The sequence below is a fragment of the Aeromonas sp. TECH754 genome (genome assembly GCF_056279295.1).
Map to the genome: position 1 here is coordinate 803,395 of NZ_JBWBRA010000001.1, position 20,024 is coordinate 823,418.

Below are 20,024 nucleotides of genomic sequence, written 5' to 3' on the forward strand. Positions count from 1 at the left end.
ACGGCTATTCATGCAACAAGAAACCTCACAAGAGAGCTGGCCCGTCTTCAAACGCCTGCTCGGGTATGTCCGGGATCGCAAGCTGGGACTGGTTGGCGGCATCATCGGCATGCTGGGCTATGCGGCCGTGGATACCACCTTCGTCTATTCCATCAAGCCGCTGATCGATCAGGGCTTGAACGGCAACGACAGCACAGTGCTGAAATGGATGCCCTTCTTCGTGCTCGGCATCGTCGCCCTGCGCGGCTGCGCCGCCTTCCTCTCCAACTACTGCATGGCCTGGGTTGGCAACCATGTGGTGATGCGGCTGCAACAGCAGGTGTTCAGCCACCTGATGGCCATGCCCATGAGTTTCTTCGACCGTCAGAATACCGGCAACCTGCTCTCCAAGGTGACCTACGACGCCGGTCAGGTCTCCTCTGCCGCGAGTTCGACCCTGGTCTCCCTGGTGCGGGAAGGGGCCACCGTCATCGGCCTGCTCGGCCTGATGTTCTGGCACTCCTGGCAGCTGTCGGTGATCTTCCTGGTGGTCGGCCCGGTCGTGGGTATCCTGATTGGTCTCATCAGCCGCCGTTTCCGCAAGATAAGCCGCCATATCCAGCAGGCGGTCGGTGACATCACCACCTCCACCGAGCAGATGCTCAAGGGTCATAAAGAGGTGCTGATGTTCGGCGGCCAGCAGGTGGAAGACAAGCGCTTCTTCGCCGTCAGCAACCGCATGCGCCAGCAGACCATGAAGATGGTGGCGGCGGATGCCATCGGCAGCCCCATCGTCCAGATGGTGGCCTCGGTCGCCCTGGCGGTGTTCCTCTACGTGGCGACCATCGACAGCGTCAAGGCGACCCTGACCGCGGGCACCTTCACCGTCATGGTCACCTCCATGATGATGCTGCTCAAGCCGCTCAAAAGCCTGACCGACGTGAACAACCAGTTCCAGCGCGGCATCACCGCCTGCCAGAGCCTGTTCGGCCTGCTCGACTCCACCCCGGAAGAAGACACCGGCACCCGCACCCTGGAGCGGGCCCGCGGCGAGATCGAGTTCCGCAACGTCACCTTCACCTACCCGACCAAGGAGACGCCGGCGCTGCACAACATCAGCTTCAAGGTGGAGGCGGGCAAGTCCGTCGCCCTGGTGGGGCGCTCCGGCTCCGGCAAGAGCACCATCGCCAGCCTGTTGACCCGTTTCTACGACATCGAGCAGGGGGAGATCCTGCTGGACGGCGTCAACATCCGTGAATACAAGTTGAGCGAGCTGCGCAAGCAGTACGCCCTGGTCTCCCAGCATGTGCACCTGTTCAACGACTCGGTGGCCAACAACATCGCCTATGCGGCGGAAGAGCGCTACAGCCGGGAAGAGATCCAGCACGCGGCCCGCATCGCCCACGCCGACGAGTTCGTGAGCAAGATGCCGGCCGGTTACGACACCGTCATCGGCGAGAACGGCGCGTCCCTGTCCGGTGGTCAGCGTCAGCGCATCGCCATCGCTCGCGCCCTGCTGCGCGATGCCCCGGTATTGCTGCTGGATGAGGCCACCTCGGCCCTGGATACCGAGTCCGAGCGCCACATCCAGGCTGCCATCGACGAGCTGTGCAAGGCGCGCACCTCGCTGGTGATCGCCCACCGCCTCTCCACCATCGAGAAGGCGGACGAGATCCTGGTGATCGACGAGGGTCACATCGTCGAGCGTGGCAACCATAGCGAACTGATGAGCCAGCAGGGCACCTATGCCCAGTTGCGCGCCATCCAGTTCGGCAACGCCGCCGTGAGCCACCCGGCATAATGCTGGAGCGGATCTGGTACGGGCGAAGCGGCTGGCGCTGGTGGCTGGCCCCCTTCGCCCTGTTGTTCGCCCTCATCAGCGGAGTGCGTCGTTATGGCTATCGCCGCGGCTGGCTCAAGCGTTATCGCGCCAGCCTGCCGGTGATCGTGGTGGGCAACCTCTCGGTCGGCGGCAACGGCAAGACCCCGGTGGTGGTCTGGCTGGTGGAACAGTTGCAGGCCCGCGGCTGGCGTCCCGGCGTGGTCAGTCGCGGCTATGGCGGCAAGGCGCCCCATTATCCCTATCGGCTCGATGCCAGCAGCACCACCGCAGAGGCGGGGGACGAGCCGGTGCTCATCGCAAGGCGCTGTGGCTGCCCGGTGGTGGTGGCGCCCAAGCGGAGCGATGCGGTGCGCCTGCTCGAGCTAAGCGGTGAGGTGGACATCATCATCACCGACGACGGCCTGCAGCACTATGCGCTGGCCCGGGATCTCGAACTGGTGGTGGTAGACGGTGCGCGCCGCTTTGGCAATGGCTGCCTGCTGCCGATGGGGCCCCTGCGCGAGCCGCTGACCCGATTGAAGAGAGTGGATGCCATCATCTGCAACGGCGGCAACCCCGCCAAGGGAGAGTACCCCATGCGGCTGGTGGCGGGCGCGCCGCGCCGGGTGCGGGACGATGCGCCCGCCGCTGAACCTCTGCCGCGCACCGTGGACGCCTTGGCGGGGATCGGCCATCCCCCCCGTTTCTTCGCGACGCTGACGTCCCTTGGCTATGATCTGGTGCAGAGCGTCGGCTACGCGGATCACCAGGCGTTCGACTCGGGCGAGCTGCTGGCCCGCTTCGGCGAGCGGCCCTTGCTGATGACCGAGAAAGACGCGGTAAAGTGCCAAGAATTTGCGCCGGACCACTGGTGGTATCTGCCGGTCAGCGCCGAGCTGCCGACTTCCTTGCTCGATACGCTGTTGTCGTCCCTGGTAGGGTCTCGTGCTGTGAATGATAAATAAAAAGATATACGTGCTAATAATGCGATATTTTATGTTGTGCAATGACGATCGCATTGGCCTGTTAAGATAAAAATACCGGCTTGTCCGGTGCGAATGCCAGCCTGGTGCCGTGAACGCCGCCGCGTGTTGGGCTCCGGACACGCCGATTGGATTGCTCGACATGATCGCCGTCGGGCGTCACTGAGGGAGCCTCATTGCTGGCTTCTTGAATGGACATGAATTGCCCGGCAACATTGCCGATCTCGCCTGTTAAAGGAGTTTCGTTGTGGCACTGGATATTAAACTGCTCGACATCATCGCCTGCCCGGTTTGCAAGGGGAAGCTGTACTATCAACCGCAATCCGACAAGGCGCCCCAGGAGCTCATCTGCCGCTTCGACCGGTTGGCTTATCCGCTGGAAGAGGGCATCCCGGTGCTGCTGGAGAACCGCGCCCGTCCGCTGGCGCTGGAAGAGTTGAAGCCATGAGTTTCGTCGTCGTCATCCCGGCCCGCTATGCCTCGACCCGGCTGCCGGGCAAACCGCTGGCGGACATCCATGGCAAGCCCATGGTGCAGCACGTGGTGGAAAAAGCCCTGCAGTCCGGCGCCGATCGGGTGATAGTCGCTACCGACGACGAGCGGGTGCAGGACGCCCTGGCGCCCCTCGTGGCGGCGACCGGCGTCGAGGTGTGCATGACCTCGCCTGATCACCAGTCCGGCACCGAGCGCCTGGCCGAGGTGTGCCGTCACTACGGCTTTGGCAGCGACACCATCATCGTCAACGTGCAGGGGGATGAGCCGCTCATTCCCCCCGCCATCATCCGTCAGGTGGCGGACAATCTGGCCGGCGCCAGCGCGCCCATGGCGACCCTGTCGGTGCCTATCCTGGACGCGGAAGAGGCGTTCAATCCCAATGCGGTCAAGGTAGTGACCGACAAGGATGGCTACGCGCTCTACTTCAGCCGCGCCAGCATTCCCTGGGACCGAGATCGCTTCGCCCAGAGCCACGCGCAGATAGGCCCGCACTACCAGCGCCACATCGGCATCTATGCCTATCGCGCCGGTTTCATCCAGCGCTATGTGGACTGGGCGCCGAGCGTAATCGAGCAGATCGAGGCGCTGGAGCAGCTGCGGGTGCTCTGGTACGGGGAGAAGATCCATGTCGCAGAGGCGCTGGAAGCCCCGCCGGTCGGGGTGGATACCCAGCGAGATCTGGACAAGGTGCGCGCCCTGTTGGCCCATTGAGTCAAAAACCAGTAATGTGAACCGAAACGGCGCCCCGGGGCGCCGTTTGCTATTGGCGCCCCGGTGAGGGCTGCCCCGTGCCATGGCCATCCTGTCGACTAACGGATCTGGGCCTCGGCCAACTGCTGCACCAGCTGTATCGGGGTCGTACAGCCCATCTTTTTCATCATGTTGTGGCGGTGGATCTCGACGGTGCGCAGGGCGATGCAGAGTCGATCCGCTATCTGCTTGTTCTGCATCCCCTCCTGCACCAGCCCCATGATCTCCCGCTCCCGTGCCGACAGCCGCTCGAGCCGCCCCAGCAGTGCACGCCGCACATGCAGCCGTTCATGCAGCATGTGGCTATGGGCGCAGGCGCGCCCTATCGCCTCCAGCAGCACACTGGAGTCCACGGGTTTCTCCAGCAAGTCGAAGGCGCCCTGCTTGAAGAGGGACACGGTCGTGGCGACATCCGCCTCACCGGTGAGGAAGACGATGGCGAGGGTGTTTGGCATCCGGTTGAGTGCCTCCTGCAGCTCGCCGCCGCTCATCCCCGGCATGCAGAGATCGAGGATCAGGCACCCCGGCTGGCTCAGATCCACCTCGGCCAGGAAGCGACGGGCGCCGTCGTAGCTCTGCAGCTTGATCTGTACCGCCTCCAGCAGCCAGCTCAGGGAGCCCCGTACGGCGGGATCGTCGTCCACCAGATAGACGTTCTCTCTCATGGTTGTGCTCCTCGAATGACCGGCAGGTGGATGGGCAGGGAGAAGGCGATCACCGTGCCCTGCGCCACCTCTTCCGCCCAGATGGTTCCCTGATAGGACTCGATGATCCGCTTGCAGATGATGAGGCCAAGCCCCAGTCCCTCCTGCTTGCTGGTATGAAAGGGCACGAAGAGGTGGGCGCGCTGCGTCTCGGTCAGGCCAATGCCATTGTCCTGGATACGAACGATCACCTGATGGCCCTCGATCTGCTGGCCAATGGTGATGGCCGGGGGCCGGATATCGGGATTGAGCACCACCGCCTCGCTGGCGTTGCAGAGCAGGTTGACCAGCACTTGTTGCAGCAGGGTGGGATCGACCCGCAGCTGGACCGGCTCTCCCTCTGGCAGGGTCAGGTCGATGCGCTGGCGTGTGAACTGATCCCGAAAGAGTGGCAGGGTGTCGCGTAGCAGCTCATCGAGGAAGAGCGGGCGATCGTGCGCCTCGCCCTTGCGCATGAAGTTGCGCAGTCGGGCGATGATCCCCTTGGCTTGTGCCACCTGGGCGAGAGCCAAGATCAGTCCCTGCTCGACATCGGCCAGGGCCGGTGGCGTTGCAACCAGACGCAGTCGACAACCCGCCAGATAGTTGTTGAGGGCCATCAATGGCTGGTTCAGTTCGTGGGCCATCCCGGCCGCCAGCTCACCGGACAGCAGCACTCGCTGCGCCGAGAAGAGCTGGCTCTGTTGCTGGTTCAGGCGCTCGGCCGCCAGACGATTGTCGGTCAGCGCCCGGGTCAGTTGCAGGTTGCTCTCCTTGAGCTGACGGGTACGCAGCTGCACCAGGTGCTTCACCCTCAGGTGATAGCCCCCCAACAACAGCAGCAACCCCAGGGCGATCAGCAACCAGCCGCGATAGCGATACCAGACCTGCAACGCCAGCGGTTGCGCGCTGGCCGCGTCGAGTTGCTGTTGCAGAGCGATGACGGCGGCATCCTTGACCGGCGCCGTCCAGTGTCGATAGTGACCCATGCGGGCGGCATCCGAATCGGCGGGGATCTCCAGCAGCACCCTGGCGAGATCCCGGGCGAAGGACTCATTGACGTGGGCCAGCCTGGCGAGGCTGAGGGAAGGGTAGAGAGGCGTCGAACTCTGGCAGGGGAGCACGGATTGAGCCTGTGGCAGCACGACCCTGAACTGATCGGCCCGATAGCGCCCCTGGGCGATGGCCTGCTCCAGGATACAGGTCGGCAGTATCGCCACCTCGGCACGGCCATCTTGCAGCGCGTGCAGCAGATCCTCCTGCGGCAAGCCGGCGAACAGCAACCAGGGGAAGGCCTCCCTGGGATCGATCCCGGCCTTGAGCCAGAGCCCCTGGATAACCTGAAAGCCGCCGAAGGCCTCCGGGCTGGTGGCGACGATATGTTGGTGTCGCAGCGCCTGCCAGTCGGTGATGGGGGGCGCATCGGCACGGGAGATGACGGTCGAGCCGACCGCCTGTTCGGCGGAGCCGCGCAGGGGGCTCAGGCTCAGCAGGCGGACCGCATCATGCTGGCGCTGGTAGTCGAGAAACTTGAGGCCGTTGCTGATGACGAAGTCCAGGGTGCCGGAGGCCACGAGCTGATTGATGCTGCTGACGTCCCCGCTCACCAATCGAAACTGGTACTGCGGCAGGCGCCGGTTGAGATAATCCACTGTCGGTTGCCAGCGGGCCTTCTCGACGTCGGGCTGATCAAAGGTGATGACGCCGAGGCGGATCACTGGCCTTAAGGTGGTTTGCCACTCCTTGGCGGCGAGCGGCCCGAGCCAGCTGAGCCAGAGCAGGGAGAGGCAGAGGAGGGCGCGGCCCATGAAATTCGTTGCTCCTGATAGGGGAAAGGGCAATTAGGGCACTATCCGGTGCCCTCTGGTCCTTGATCCTGATCAAGGCCTGCGCCGATCTGCGGTCAGCCACTATGGAGCGGCGAGCGCGCATTATGGAGCATGCCACTCTCCTTCAATAGCAGAGAGTGCATCATGCCAGAGAATTCCAATCGTTCCCGACGCGATTTCTTGACCAAGGGGCTGCAGACGGCCGCCTTCGCCTCCATTGCCGCGACTCTTCCCCTGGCCGCCAGTGCCAGTCAGACCCAGGACTGCATCGATCCGACCCAGCTCTCCTGGGATGAGGAGATGGATATTCTGGTCATCGGCAGCGGCATCGCGGGTTCGGTCGCGGCCATCAAGGCGGCGGAGACGCGCCCCGGCATGAAGATCGTCATCGCCGACAAGATGTCCCGCCTCGGCGGCTCCTCCCTGATCTCCGGTCTCAACATGGCGGTGGTCGGCTCAGCGTGGCAGACGGCGATGGGGGTGACGGATGACAGCTGGGAGCTGCTCTATGCGGATATGGAAAAGGAGTCTAAAGGCTTTAATCACCCCGAGATCAGCAAGGTGGTGGCACAGAACAGCCTGGCGCTCTTCAACTTCCTGATCGGGCACGGTGTCGAGTATGACAAGAGCATGGGTAACGGCACCGGGGTCAAGAACCTCGGCGGTCACTCCCGCGCCCGGGTGGTGTGGCCGAAAGAGGGTGGCACGGGTGTCATCAAGAACCTGCACGGTCATATGGCCAGATATCTGCCGAACATCGAGATCCGCAAGCGGGTCAAGCTGGAAGAGATCTATCGGGATGGCAACGGCCGCGTGGTAGGGGTGCGGGTGCGCGAGGAGTATTTCTTTGATCTGAATACCCCCGACTTCGGCCGTAACGACGATCCCGCCTTCAACGGCACCGGCGTCACCAAGCGCTACAAGGTGAAGCGGGCGCTGGTGATGGCCTCCGGTGGCTTCAATCAGGATCGCAAGTTCCGCGGCGATGAGATCGGCGTGCTGCACGATTGCGTCTCTACCGCCAGCCCGGGCGCCACCGGCGGCGCCCTCAAGTGCATGATGCAGGCAGGCTTCAAACCGGTACATATGACGCTGTTTCGCTTCGCCTTCGCCATTCCCACCGAGGACATCAACTGGGGCATTCTGGTGAACCCGCAGAGCTGCAAGCGGTTCATCAACGAGCACAACAACAACGACCGTCAGGGGCTGGGGCTGGCGATCCTGGCCGAGCGGCGCAAGCTCAAGCCAGGTCAGCAGGCGATCCTGATCTATGACCAGACCGGGGTGGACAGTTATCACGACAAGCAGCGGTTCCAACTCTCGCTGGAGGCGAAAAATGGCACCGAGGGCACCATCTGGCAGTTTGATACCCTGGCGGCGCTGGCGGCCCGCTTCGAGATGGATCTGGGCAAGCTGGAGGCGACCATCGCCGAATACAACGCCAACATGGCCAAGGATCAGGATGCCTTCGGCAAACCGAGATCCGTGGTGGGCAATGCCACCGCCATCGGCAAGGCGCCCTATTACGCCATGTATCTCAATCCCCGTTACAACTACAGCCAGGGCGGCGCCCTCATCACCCCCAGAGCCGAAGCGCTGGACGTGGTCAGCCAGCAGCCGATCCCCGGTGCCTTCGTCTGCGGTGAAGCCGCCGCCGGCACCTTTGGTTATATCCGGTTGACCGCCTGCAGCAGCCTTGATAGCGGTGTCTATGGCATGATCGCCGGCGAAAATGCCGCTAACGCAGAGCCTTGGGCTTGAGGAGCATCGGAATGAGACCATTATTCCTGACCCTGATGGCCCTGGCGGGCCTCTGGTTTGGCGGCGGTGTCTGGTTGGCTGGCGATGCCTTGGCCGAGATGGGGGCTCCGGTCTCGGCGACAACGCCTGCCTCCCCGACGGCCAGTCATAGCCTCAAGCCGCATCATGGCAAGCTCGGCTTCACCTGTGAGAACTGTCACCAGGGGGACGATCCCAAGCAGTACCAGCGGCTCAAGACCGAGGACTGTCTGGCCTGCCATGGCAGCGCGCAGAAGGTGGCAAACCGCACCCAGTTCATGGACGCCAACCACACCAATCCGCACAATTCGCTGCACGACAAGCTGGATCTCGATTGCTACGAGTGCCACGCCGAGCACAAGCCGTCCCAAAACCTCTGCCAGGCCTGCCACGACAATACCCGTGACTGGTTCGGTCCCACCCCCTAGGAGCCTTGTCAATGAATCGAATGAAATTCGGCCTGCTCCTGGTGTGCGTCCTGGGTCTGGTCTCCATGGGGATCAGCCTGATCGGTGCCGAGGTGGTCAAGGCGACCGGTGATGAGCGCTTCTGTGGTGCCTGCCATGAAATGAAGCCCATGGTGGAGGCCTATCGGCATGATATTCATGGGGGCAGCAACAGGGTGGGGTTCAAGGCGGAGTGTGCCGATTGTCACCTTCCTCATGACAACACCTTCAACTACCTGCTGAAGAAGGCGACCAGCGGTCTCAACGACGTCTACAAGGTGACGCTGACGGATACCAGCAAGATCGACTGGCTCGGCAAGCGAGAGCGGCGCGAGGAGTTCGTTTACGACTCGGGCTGCCTCTCCTGTCATCAGGCGCTACTGGAAAAAAGCACGGCCACCAACCCCAAGTCACTGGAGATGCACGCTCATTACCAGCAGATGCAGCAAAGAGGAGACGCGATCCAATGCGTCTCCTGCCACGTGACCATAGGGCACAACGGCGAGCTGCGCAGCAGGCTCAACGAGACCCAGCCGGAGTATCAATTCCAGCTTGAGCGGCAAGCGCAGGCGGCAGCCAAAGCGGACGCAACCAAGCAATAACGGCGGACATGGCCTGAAACAAGCCTCGGATGGACATCCTTGGCTTGTTTTATTACGGTGGCGGCCTGCGGTGATGCAGTACGCCATTTTTTGGTTGGAGGTTTATATAGTTATTTGATTTAAAACGATATTGGCACGCCGTCTCAAACTTTTCCCGGCCATGGTTTGCCAAATCACCGAGTTTGGTTATGATGCAAGACGCCGTGTTAACCCTAACTGGCATATAACGAGATAAAAAACGGGGTGTTTGGGTGATTAATGTATTCCTGGTCGATGATCATGAGTTGGTGCGTACAGGGATAAGACGCATTTTGGAGGATGTCCGCGGGATCAAGGTGGTGGGCGAGGCACAGAGCGGCGAGACGGCCGTGACCTTCTGCCGGCAACATCACCCCGATGTGATCCTGATGGACATGAACATGCCGGGTATCGGCGGCCTGGAAGCGACCCGCAAGATCCTGCGGATCCGGCCCGATGTGCGCATCATAGTGCTGACCATTCATTCAGAAAACCCGTTCCCGACCAAGGTGATGCAGGCAGGTGCCGCCGGTTATCTGACCAAGGGCGCCGCCCCGGACGAGATGATCCACGCCATCCGGTTGGTGCACTCCGGCCAGCGTTACATCTCCCCGGAGATCGCCCAGCAGATGGCCCTGAGCCAGTTTGCCTCCGCCGACGAGAATCCCTTCAAGTCCCTCTCCGAGCGCGAGCTGCAGATCATGATGATGATCACCAAGGGGCAGAAGGTGACCGATATCTCCGAGCAGCTGAACCTCAGCCCGAAGACGGTCAACAGCTACCGCTATCGCCTGTTCAGCAAGCTGAACATCAACGGCGACGTGGAGCTGACCCATCTGGCCATTCGCTACGGCATGCTGGATGCCGACACCCTGTAACCGGGTGTGATGGAAAAAGGCGGCCCGAGCCGCCTTTTTGCTTTGTGCCCCCCGATGCCTTGAGGCTTTTGCTTTCAAGCGAGGGGACGCAGTATGATCCCGTTTACCCCTCTTCGTTTGTCCTGAGCCGAGTCGCCGATGTCCCTTACCTTTGAGTTTCCTTTCGATAGCAAGGCCTTGCCAAGTGCCCTGATTCTGCACATCTGTGTCTCTGGTGGGGAACATCATGACCGCATCTGAACCTCTCTTCGACAGCAAGGCGTTTCTTGGCGCCGTGACGCACCAGAGCGGCGTCTATCGCATGTATGATCAGGGCGGCACTTGCATCTACGTGGGCAAGGCCAAGGATCTCAAGAAGCGGCTCGCCTCCTACTTTCGCACCAACGTCGACAGCATCAAGACCCGTACCCTGGTGCGCCAGATCGCCGACATTCAGGTGACGGTGACCCACACCGAGACCGAGGCGCTGATCCTCGAGCACAACCTCATCAAGCAGTACCAGCCGCGCTACAACGTGCTGCTGCGCGACGACAAGTCCTACCCCTGGATAGTCATCACCGGCCATCGCCATCCCCGTATCGGCGTCCATCGCGGCGCCCGCAAGATAAGAGGGGATTATTTCGGCCCTTATCCCTCCGGCGGTGCGGTGCGCGAGAGTCTGCACCTGATGCAGAAGATCTTCCCGGTGCGCCAGTGCGAGGACGCCGTTTATGCCAACCGCAGCCGCCCCTGTTTGCTCTATCAGCTCAAGCGCTGCGCCGGCCCCTGTGTCGCCGGCCTGGTGAGCGAGGCGGAATACGCCCAGCAGGTGGAGCTGGCCAAGCTGTTCCTAGCGGGCAAGAACCAGCAGGTGATAAGCGAACTGGTGGGCAAGATGGAGTCCGCCAGCGGCGATCTGCGCTTCGAGGAGGCGGCCCGCTACCGGGATCAGATCCAGGCGTTGCGCCGGGTGACCGAGCAGCAGTCGGTGAGCGGCAATGTGCTGGACGAGCTCGACGTGGTGGGGGTGGCGTTCGAGCAGGGGACGGCGTGCATCCACGTGCTGTTCATCCGCCAGGGCAAGGTGCTGGGTTCGCGCAGCTATTTCCCCAAGGTGCCGAGCGATACGCCGCAAGAGGAGGTGGTGCAATCCTTCCTGCTGCAATTCTATCTGTCGGGGCAGGGCGGCCGGCAGATCCCGAGCGAGGTGCTGCTGGACGTGGCGCTGGAGGACGAGGAGGTCATCGCACAGACCCTGAGCCAGACCGCGGGTTACAAGGTGAGGGTACAGAGCCGTACCCGCGCCGAGCGCGCCCGCTTCATCAAGCTGGCCTCCATCAATGCGCAGACGGCGCTGCGCTCGCGCCTCGCGCACAAGAGCACCACCCAGGCCCGCTTCAATCAGCTGGAAGAGCTGCTGGAGCTGGAGACTCCCATCGCCCGCATGGAGTGTTTCGATATCTCCCACACCATGGGGGAGCGTACCGTCGCCTCCTGCGTGGTGTTCAACCGGGAGGGGCCGCTCAGCTCCGAATATCGTCGCTTCAACATTGACGGCATCACCGGCGGTGATGACTACGCCGCCATGGAGCAGGCGCTGGAGCGCCGCTTTGGCAAACTGCAGGAGCCGGACAAGGTGCCGGATGTGCTGTTTATCGACGGTGGACTTGGCCAGCTGCGCCGGGCAGAGGAGATCCTAGCCCGTCAGCTGGAGTTTCTCGGCGGCAAATACCCGCTGCTGGTGGGCATCGCCAAGGGGGTGACCCGCAAGGCGGGGCTGGAAACCCTGATCCTGGGGGATAGCCACGAAGAGTTGCACTTGCCGGCAGATATGCCCGCTTTGCACCTTATTCAGCACATTCGCGATGAATCTCACCGTTTTGCCATCACCGGCCACCGCGCCCGTCGCGCCAAGGCCCGCACCACCAGTACCCTGGAGGATATTCCTGGGGTAGGTCCCAAGCGCCGCCAGGCTCTGCTCAAATACCTCGGCGGTCTGCAGGAGGTGAAGAAGGCGGGGGTGGACGAGCTTGCCAAGGTGCCCGGCATCAGCCAGGAGCTGGCCCAGTCCATTCACGATGCCCTGCACTCGCTCTAACCTGGATCAACGGCTTCTGCTCAGGGCACGGGTATCCAGTGGCTCACGCCATCCACGCTGTGCTGCGCTAGCTCTGGCGGGGAAACTCACTCTGTCGATGTACAAGGGCCGTGACGCAGGGGGCCCGCCAATGCCATAATAACCGCCATCCTGAGGTTATTGATGGATTCATAGACCAAGGCGGGCACCTGTCCGGTTGCATCGGTGATCGGTGTGGGGCTACCATGTAGCGGCATACAAGAAGTGGCTGAAAATAATGACAAATATTCCTAACCTGCTGACGTTTTTTCGGATTTTGCTCATCCCCGTCTTCGTCATCCTGTTCTATCTTCCCTATCAGTGGTCCTATGTGGCGGCCGCCGTCGTCTTCATCCTGGCGGCGGCGACCGACTGGTTCGATGGCTATCTTGCCCGCAAGTTGAACCAGTCCACCGCCTTCGGTGCCTTCCTCGATCCGGTCGCCGACAAGATCATGGTGGCCGCTGCCCTGGTGGTCATTGTCGAGCACTACAACACCGTCTGGGTCACCATCCCCGCCATGACCATGATTGGCCGCGAGATCATCATCTCCGCCCTGCGTGAGTGGATGGCCGAGCTTGGCAAGCGTTCCTCGGTCGCGGTCAGCTGGATTGGCAAGTGGAAGACCATGATCCAGATGGTGTCGCTCACCGGCCTCATCTGGCAGTACGACATCTGGATGGTGTGGCTCGCCTACGTGCTGCTCTATGTGGCGACCGTGCTCACCTTCTGGTCCATGTTCCAATACATGAAGGCCGCCTGGGGCGATCTGACCTATCATTCCCGTTTCTAGCCTGCCCAGGGGGAGATCGCCGTTTCCTTGCCATTGGGGGTGGGAAACGGCCATGAGTGGCAAAAGTGTGAGAGAAGGGCAAAAAATGCCCGAACGATCAGCGTATTAAATGTTTTTGGTTGACTGAGCGAGGAACATCGCTAGAATGCGTTCTCGTAGTCAGGCAGTCAGCCAGACCGATGCGGGAATAGCTCAGTTGGTAGAGCACGACCTTGCCAAGGTCGGGGTCGCGAGTTCGAGTCTCGTTTCCCGCTCCAAATTCAGACAATCGAGAGCCAACTCTCTTTTGCATGGCGCGTTAGCAAAGCGGTTATGCAGCGGATTGCAAATCCGTTTAGTCCGGTTCGACTCCGGAACGTGCCTCCATATTGACAAGCCCGCCGCGCGGACTTGATACCGATTGCGGTGCCCGAGTGGTGAAATCGGTAGACACAAGGGATTTAAAATCCCTCGACGTTCGCGTCGTGCCGGTTCGATTCCGGCCTCGGGCACCATTAAGATTAAAGAAAAAAGCCTTTCAGATTAAACAGATACGACGCTTTATTGCGTCGTTTTTGTTTTTAACTCTCTCCAAGATTTCTCTCCAACTTTTCCTTTCTTGTCCATTTCTTGTCTAAGCGACTTACTACTTCCTGCTACTCGTTGCAAACAATCTGCCCAGTCTTCCAACATAGCCAAGGATGTTTGGTCGGCCACTGCTCCGGACCTTTCCGGGGTCTGTCTCTGGTGCTGAGACAAGTGCCGCTCACAGTTCCCCCTTTCTCTTCACCCCCTCCTAAACCCGCATTGAATCCCCTTTGAAACAGATATTAATCCCATGATCTAACCCATCATCGGAGGTATCTATGCAGACCAAATTTCGCTTTACCAATGCAGCCATCAAGGCTTTGCCCGCACAACAACGAGAGGCTGGCGCTACTGAACTGGAGTTCTCCGATACAGAGGTCATCGGCTTAAAACTCTTGTCAGGAAAAAGCCAAGGCAGTAAGCGTTTCCTACTGCGCTATACCCTCCAGGGCAAGAAGCGCAGCATTGCTTTGGGACGATTCGGCGATATCGATGTGAGCCAAGCCAGGACCATTGCCCGCAAGTACAAGGCGATGTTGGCAGAAGGCATCGACCCGGTAGCAGAGCGGGATAGCTACAAAACTGAGCCCACCCTTTCGGAGTTCTTCTGGCAGACCTTTTTGCCGCACCTCAAGACCATCGGTAAACGGTCGATCAACAGCGACATTCAGCGGTTTAAACACAACATAGAACCACGCTTTGGTGCCATGCGTTACCGGCAACTCAAGGCGATGGATGTCCTGCAGTTGCAATCGGAAATGGTTCACCCCAACAACCCTCAGCAGACCGCCTACGCACCGAGTACCGCCAACCGGGTGTTGGCCCAGTTAAAGACCATGGGCAGCTATGCGGTGCGCTGGGGCATTCTGGAAACCAACGAGGCGGCCAAGATCAAGCTGTTGAAGGAGGACAATGCCAGAACGCGTTTCCTATCGATTGAAGAGATGAAACGGGTCATTGAGGTGGCATTGCAGGATCGCAATCAAGCCGCAGGCAGTTTCATCGCGATGCTCTATCTGACGGGGGCAAGAAAATCAGAGGTGTTACTCGCTAAATGGGAACATGTGAACTGGGAGGATAAGACGCTGTTCGTACCCCTGACCAAGAATGGCAAGAGCCGGATCATTTACCTGAGCACATTGGCTATCGATATTCTGGAGAAGCTCCCCAGAATAGCCGGTAATCCCTATGTATTCGCGAGCCAGCATATTCGCTGTCAGGGCAAGCCCATCGGTGAACCAAGGTGCGCCTATGAGAGGGTGTTGCAGAAAGCCGGTATCGAAAACCTTGATGAGGTCTGCTTCCATACGGCTCGCCATTCGGTCGCCAGTGCCTTGGTCTCTTCCGGTCAATACAGCCTGTATGACGTCAAGGCGCAACTGGCCCACGCCAGCATTCAATCCTCCCAGCGGTATGCAAAGCTGACTTCTGAGCGCAGTCGCAATATCAGTGAAGGTCTCTCGTCGATGATCCAGGCGGAGTGACCGAAAAGGTATTGTTTATAAACAGATATTAATAACCAGACAGCGCTGTCACATCGGCTGTTGGTCCATATTTCACAGTTCCCAGGCCCTTAAGTTCATCTGAGCTTAAGGGCCTTTTTGTTGGAGAGAAACACGATGAAAACTTGTATGGAATGGCCGGAGGATACATTGCTCGCGGCTTACCCGGCACTCCACCCCTCGGTCATGGAGCAAATTATCGAGCCCTTTTCATCCGTAGAGGAGGCGAGGGCATTCTGGGACACGACTGGTTGTAGTCTGGTCATTATCGAGATGACGGACTCGGTGAATGAGTTCCAGGCCATGCCACAGCATACCCAGAATCAGGTGATGTTCGGTTTGCGTTACCCGGAGCAAGAGTTCGCCATATCCGAAGATTGGCGTTTGTTGCTGGTCATTCTCAACGATGAGGGTGCTGGGATTTACCTGCTGATCCACTCAGATGCACCGCTGATCACCACCCTGGAGGGGATGCACCATGAGTAATCCCAGCCATAGCGACATCATGCGCAAGTTAAAAGAGATCAAGGGGATTAAGGAGCTGCTGGAAAAGGCCGTGCTCTTGTATGTCCTGCTCACGGATGGCGATCTGCCGGTCTGGTGCTATGCGCTCATCATCGGTGCGCTGGCTTATCTGGTAAACCCGTTCGACGTGGTACCAGATCCTATTCCATTTGCCGGTTATCTGGATGACTTATCGGTCATCACCTCGGCATTAGCCGCACTGCCGGTTAAGTCACACCACCGTCAATCCGCCAAGGACCGAATGAGATCCCTGTGACAGTGATGGAGTCGGTCCTGTCACGCTATCGCGTTTTCTATGACCCTTTATCTATGACCCATCGACCGATGAACTGGAGATCGCAATCTCCGGTTATCTAACGACGTTGTAAGGAAACTATCATGACAAGACCCCGTAAAAACCGCGTTGAAGAGACCCGTAAACCTGCCAGCACCACGCCCGCCGAAGAGAGCCCTGTTACATCCGGAGCAAGCGGCTGCGCCGAGCCTCTCGCGCCAGCCCTTGCGGCTGACGCCGACAAGGCCAGGCCTGGACCCGGCGACACCGCAGACTCCGTGCCCGGCGGCCCTGCACCCATACACACCTTGCTCAACCATACCGCCGAGAAACTCAGTGCCCGATCAGAAGGGCTGATTTTCTATGCCATCGGTCGTCATGAAGAGAGTGGCGAGTTGTTCCTGCAAATCACCGGCAATCAGGGTGGGGGTCTGCATAGCAAGGAGTGGATTGCGCTGTCGGCGATTGACGATGTGTTGCGCTCCTTGCCCGCAGACAAGCCCTTTAAATCCAGCGTCATGAAGCGACTGTTTAAAGGGGGCAGCGCCAACAATGCCGGATTCTTATCAGCCATTCTGCGCTCGGATGGGCTGAAGTTGATCCAGAAGGCTGGCGGCAATCCGATGCTGCATGAACTGGTGCCTGATTACCTTGAGCGCTTGGGTTCGCTAACCAATGAGCTCTGTACCGTAACTTCTACCATCGAATAACCCCTGCATAGTGCTCACCTGTCCAAGGGTGATCCCTCCCAAACAACCAATCTGAGGTGATTATGACGATCCCATTTGCGGGCGATTTTGCCCTGCCTGTCAGTCAGGCATTGATGAGTATTCTGGATCAGGAACTGGTTAGATCTGGAATGGTGCTGAAGGGAAAATCTAGTCTGGTCTTCAACTTCCGAGACCCGGATTACGGCCCGGTTCGTGGCGGGTTTCATCCAGTAGAAATACGGCTGCTAAAGCGTAAAGACCAGTGGCAATTCGATTACGTGACAGATTTTAGTTATCAGGGGCCGGAGGAGATGGCGGAGTTGGTCAAAGAGATCGACTTCAACTTTTTGAGCGAAGAATACTTCCTGCTCCGTTACGGCCAGATGGGGCCAGCGTCGGCCAGGGATCTCTATACGATGTGGGAGTCGAATTTCGTCAGTTACTACCAGATGGGCGTGTTTACCGTCTCAGTGGCTGCGTAACCGTCTCACCGGACAGGAGAGGAACAGGAACCAGCGGCGGTTCGGTACTGGCAGTGGCGTTGCTGTGTTTACTTTTCCATGTAGGGCAAGGAGCCATGGACTAACCCAACTCGAAACCGGTCAGCGGCTCAGTAGGTTAGTCCATCCTTCGGCTGCTTCAGGTGTCTCTCTCAGCCACCATCCCCAAAACAAGTATCCCCCGGCCTGTGGCTGGGAGGCTTGTTTTTTTGTCATCGGCGGGGAGGGAGAAAGACAGATATGTGTGTACCCCCAATAGCGTTATTCCACCAAGCCTGATTTACATTAATTATCAGTTAGTTATGTGGTCATCATCTTATGCAACAGGGGGCGGTTGCGCAGTCAGTCCCAAAGCGTCTCTGTCCATTGAACGTCGACAACAAAGAAAGTTCGAGCATCTTCTCATTGTGTGATGGCCGCAAATGTCCATCAGCTCAATGAGGTGATAAGGTAGGACTCCCTCGCATCATGAGTTAGTGTTTGTCACAACCTGAGGTCTGAGCAATCTGGTAGCGACAGCCAGGATGGCAGCGTTGATTGCCACATTAGAGCAACGAGATCGTGCATTGCATTGCATTGCATAAGTATGAAGCGTGTTTGGGGCGCTCATACTATATGGCATCCGCCAACGTAAATACGTGTGGCACTGCTCGGTATCTGGCTACTGGAGACCACAGAATTGCCATAGTCTGTTTCGAACGGATAACAAGAGCGGTCCATAGACTGAGGTTTGCATTGTCCATAAGGCTAAGGGTCATTTGGAGTTGTTGATGGATTGGGAAGACCTGCTGCATAGCCTGAGGGACTTGCTGGCTCAACGTGGCAGCACAGAGTCGGAAAAACATGTTCTGGATCTGTTGAAGGAGCGTACAACCGATAATGAGTTGTACTCGCGTGGTCAGACCCTAGATGATTGGCAACTGGATCAGGCCAAGATTGTGGCCTGCGATATTCTGCGAGACCATCCGGATCTACTAGACATTATTAGAAATCTTGAGCTGAAAAGCCTATGCGATCGTCACAAGGCTGCTCATTTGCCAGCTCACAAAACCCGCAACCGTGAACAACTGCTTCAATCAGTCAACGTCCTGGTGAGCTCCGGAAAGCTAGTTGCCGCAGAAGAGTTGCTTGAAGAAGAACTTGCTGAAAACGAAGATCCTGAGCTTCTAGATCTCTTAGGACGAGTCTACATACTACAGAGCCGTCCAAAGCAGGCGGCGGCTTTGATGCAACAGGCTTTTCTGGCGAAAAGGCAACAGAGCGCCTTTCTTGATCTGTCTCCAGAAGTCGATGTCGTCTCAGAGAGGGATGATGAGACGATCACAGCTACTGATTTGGAATACATTACCGCTGATGCCAGTGTTTTTGTCGGGCTAGACCCCTTCCCCTGTTTGCGGGACGAAGTCTATGAAACGGTTATTTTGCCGGTTCCATTGTCAGTAACTGAGGATACGCGAGTTATTTCTGCCAATGAGCGCGAAACCCTATCCTTAGCTCGTGCATGTAAGCCTGTGGATGTGGCGTCAACGGCGCAGGGGCCCAAGACCTTAGTGAGCCATGCCCCCCACTTCAAAGTAGTCCCGTCACACTCAACACAGGTATCTGTAACGGTGGACGACGTTCTCTGTGAAGCAATCTCTCAACTGCCTCAGACACCTAAGGAAGCAATAATTGATTATCAGTGGCCTTCTGGTTCAGAGAGCTACTACAGCGATAGCCATATTCAAGAGTTGGTTGGTGGTATAGATTTTTGCGATCCACATGAATTCGCCCTCGCTTTTGAAGGGTATCAAGTCAATCAGCCTGATAGTTATGAGCCTGAGGATGACTTCTTCGACAATGATGAGATATTGGTCGAGCAGGATGATCTCTATTTTGGTGTAGCTGATGAACTTGACATTCATGATGACCAAAATGACGACGAATTTGCGGCTTATGCCTTTGATCCCGACGACGTGTATGACAGCCAAGGTAGCTTCGATTCTGATACTGAGCTGTTTGATGAAAGACTTAGCCGTGAAGATCGAGCTCTGCAGAAAGCAGTAGAGCTGATTAGCCGAGCGGGCTGGTCATTATCGATGCTTCCCTTAGTTCAGCAGATTTTTGTGATGAACGGGTGGGGTGCCACTCGGCTAGCATTGGAGCGAGAAATTGACAAAGGTATGAGCCCAGATGAGCTGATCCTGGCTGCTCATGTGAAAGCACTTTGGGCTGAGAATGACTACTACTGGATTGCCTATGACAGGAACGGTTCAAGCAACTTGTCACAGTATGTTATGTCATGGCCGACAGCCTTGATGCTGATTCGAGCCTTTGAATCATTGCCGCAAATAGAGGAAATCGAGCAGTTCATCGAATCGTTGTTTGAGTACTGGTACGACAGGTCTAGCCTCCGTCGAGCATTCCGCTCGTTCAACCGTTTCCTCTGGTTTCGGATTTGTAACCTACCTGGCTGTTTACCCGCCAGTCTGCCATTCAACTTTTGCAGTCCTCATGAATTACCTGTCGAGGAGTACAGCGACCTTGGGATTAGTGATCTGCTGGTGATCGAACAGACAACCAAGCTACGTGCTTACGGTGTGTTTCAAACCAAACACCCCCAGGAACCTAGCTGCTATGCGAGTGACAAGCCCATTCCTGTAGATGCGTATTCAATGGCCACGCAAACGAGCAAGGAGATCTCAATCGATGTCTGATCAAAGTCTTACCCATGTTACCGGCTGCTGGGTTAGCCAACCCCTGCCCAGCGGCGAAAAGTACCGTTACGGCATGGTCAAGATGGCTCACGGAGACA

The 20,024-nt window shown here is 58.5% G+C and carries 18 protein-coding genes and 3 tRNA genes; 19 read left to right on the plus strand and 2 right to left on the minus strand.

Annotated features, from left to right (window positions below; translation table 11 throughout):
- Window positions 1-10: 10 nt before the first annotated feature.
- The 4 genes from msbA to kdsB all read left to right on the plus strand — a co-directional run bounded on the left by msbA (window position 11) and on the right by kdsB (window position 3,990).
- Window positions 11-1,780 (plus strand): lipid A ABC transporter ATP-binding protein/permease MsbA, encoded by a 1,770-nt coding sequence (gene msbA, locus ACZ9IL_RS03575; RefSeq protein WP_476002268.1) that lies wholly within the window; start codon window positions 11-13, stop codon window positions 1,778-1,780.
- Window positions 1,780-2,766 carry a tetraacyldisaccharide 4'-kinase gene (gene lpxK, locus ACZ9IL_RS03580; RefSeq protein ID WP_476002269.1) on the plus strand — a complete coding sequence of 329 codons (987 nt, stop codon included), beginning with the start codon at window positions 1,780-1,782 and terminating at the stop codon, window positions 2,764-2,766. The genes msbA and lpxK overlap by 1 nt, the downstream gene beginning before the upstream one ends.
- Before the next feature lie 265 nt (window positions 2,767-3,031).
- A complete protein-coding gene (locus ACZ9IL_RS03585; RefSeq protein ID WP_476002270.1) occupies window positions 3,032-3,232 on the plus strand; it encodes a Trm112 family protein in 201 nt (66 codons plus the stop codon).
- Window positions 3,229-3,990, plus strand: a complete 762-nt coding sequence (gene kdsB / locus ACZ9IL_RS03590) for a 3-deoxy-manno-octulosonate cytidylyltransferase (protein WP_476002271.1) — start codon at window positions 3,229-3,231, stop codon at window positions 3,988-3,990. Before ACZ9IL_RS03585 ends, kdsB begins: the two co-directional genes overlap by 4 nt.
- Window positions 3,991-4,088: 98 nt before the next feature.
- Here the strand turns inward: kdsB and ACZ9IL_RS03595 are convergent, their stop codons facing one another.
- Complete coding sequence (locus tag ACZ9IL_RS03595; protein ID WP_476002272.1) at window positions 4,089-4,694, minus strand: response regulator transcription factor; 606 nt, start codon at window positions 4,692-4,694, stop codon at window positions 4,089-4,091.
- Entirely contained in the window at window positions 4,691-6,520 is a 1,830-nt protein-coding gene (locus ACZ9IL_RS03600) for a sensor histidine kinase (RefSeq protein ID WP_476002273.1), read from the minus strand. The genes ACZ9IL_RS03595 and ACZ9IL_RS03600 overlap by 4 nt, the downstream gene beginning before the upstream one ends.
- Window positions 6,521-6,685: 165 nt before the next feature.
- On the opposite strand from ACZ9IL_RS03600, the gene ACZ9IL_RS03605 reads away from it, so the two are divergent.
- From ACZ9IL_RS03605 to ACZ9IL_RS03675, 15 genes are all read left to right on the plus strand, one after another.
- Entirely contained in the window at window positions 6,686-8,302 is a 1,617-nt protein-coding gene (locus tag ACZ9IL_RS03605) for an FAD-dependent oxidoreductase (RefSeq protein ID WP_476002274.1), read from the plus strand.
- An 11-nt stretch (window positions 8,303-8,313) separates the two neighbouring features.
- Window positions 8,314-8,748, plus strand: a complete 435-nt coding sequence (locus ACZ9IL_RS03610) for a cytochrome c3 family protein (RefSeq protein ID WP_476002275.1) — start codon at window positions 8,314-8,316, stop codon at window positions 8,746-8,748.
- 11 nt (window positions 8,749-8,759) lie between these two features.
- Window positions 8,760-9,368 carry a cytochrome c3 family protein gene (locus ACZ9IL_RS03615; RefSeq protein WP_476002276.1) on the plus strand — a complete coding sequence of 203 codons (609 nt, stop codon included), beginning with the start codon at window positions 8,760-8,762 and terminating at the stop codon, window positions 9,366-9,368.
- A gap of 251 nt (window positions 9,369-9,619) precedes the next feature.
- The gene (gene uvrY / locus ACZ9IL_RS03620; RefSeq protein WP_011706579.1) at window positions 9,620-10,264 is read left to right on the plus strand and encodes a UvrY/SirA/GacA family response regulator transcription factor; all 645 of its coding nucleotides are present in this window, start codon (window positions 9,620-9,622) and stop codon (window positions 10,262-10,264) included.
- Between the two features lie 226 nt (window positions 10,265-10,490).
- The gene (gene uvrC / locus ACZ9IL_RS03625) at window positions 10,491-12,341 is read left to right on the plus strand and encodes an excinuclease ABC subunit UvrC (RefSeq protein ID WP_476002277.1); all 1,851 of its coding nucleotides are present in this window, start codon (window positions 10,491-10,493) and stop codon (window positions 12,339-12,341) included.
- Window positions 12,342-12,597: 256 nt separating this feature from the next.
- Window positions 12,598-13,152 carry a CDP-diacylglycerol--glycerol-3-phosphate 3-phosphatidyltransferase gene (gene pgsA / locus ACZ9IL_RS03630; protein ID WP_476002278.1) on the plus strand — a complete coding sequence of 185 codons (555 nt, stop codon included), beginning with the start codon at window positions 12,598-12,600 and terminating at the stop codon, window positions 13,150-13,152.
- Between the two features lie 181 nt (window positions 13,153-13,333).
- Window positions 13,334-13,409, plus strand: a tRNA-Gly gene (locus ACZ9IL_RS03635).
- Between the two features lie 35 nt (window positions 13,410-13,444).
- Window positions 13,445-13,518, plus strand: a tRNA-Cys gene (locus ACZ9IL_RS03640).
- Between the two features lie 41 nt (window positions 13,519-13,559).
- A tRNA-Leu gene (locus ACZ9IL_RS03645) sits at window positions 13,560-13,646 on the plus strand.
- Window positions 13,647-13,997: 351 nt separating this feature from the next.
- On the plus strand, window positions 13,998-15,203 hold the full coding sequence (locus tag ACZ9IL_RS03650; RefSeq protein ID WP_342291582.1) for a tyrosine-type recombinase/integrase: 1,206 nt from the start codon (window positions 13,998-14,000) through the stop codon (window positions 15,201-15,203).
- Between the two features lie 147 nt (window positions 15,204-15,350).
- Complete coding sequence (locus ACZ9IL_RS03655) at window positions 15,351-15,707, plus strand: hypothetical protein (RefSeq protein ID WP_476002279.1); 357 nt, start codon at window positions 15,351-15,353, stop codon at window positions 15,705-15,707.
- Window positions 15,700-16,002 (plus strand): YkvA family protein, encoded by a 303-nt coding sequence (locus tag ACZ9IL_RS03660; RefSeq protein WP_025201450.1) that lies wholly within the window; start codon window positions 15,700-15,702, stop codon window positions 16,000-16,002. Before ACZ9IL_RS03655 ends, ACZ9IL_RS03660 begins: the two co-directional genes overlap by 8 nt.
- Window positions 16,003-16,124: 122 nt before the next feature.
- Window positions 16,125-16,730, plus strand: a complete 606-nt coding sequence (locus tag ACZ9IL_RS03665) for a hypothetical protein (RefSeq protein WP_335829995.1) — start codon at window positions 16,125-16,127, stop codon at window positions 16,728-16,730.
- 62 nt (window positions 16,731-16,792) lie between these two features.
- Entirely contained in the window at window positions 16,793-17,212 is a 420-nt protein-coding gene (locus ACZ9IL_RS03670; protein WP_335829994.1) for a DUF2787 family protein, read from the plus strand.
- A gap of 788 nt (window positions 17,213-18,000) precedes the next feature.
- Window positions 18,001-19,926, plus strand: coding sequence for a hypothetical protein (locus ACZ9IL_RS03675; RefSeq protein ID WP_476002280.1), 1,926 nt, complete (start codon window positions 18,001-18,003; stop codon window positions 19,924-19,926).
- Window positions 19,927-20,024: the final 98 nt, after the last annotated feature.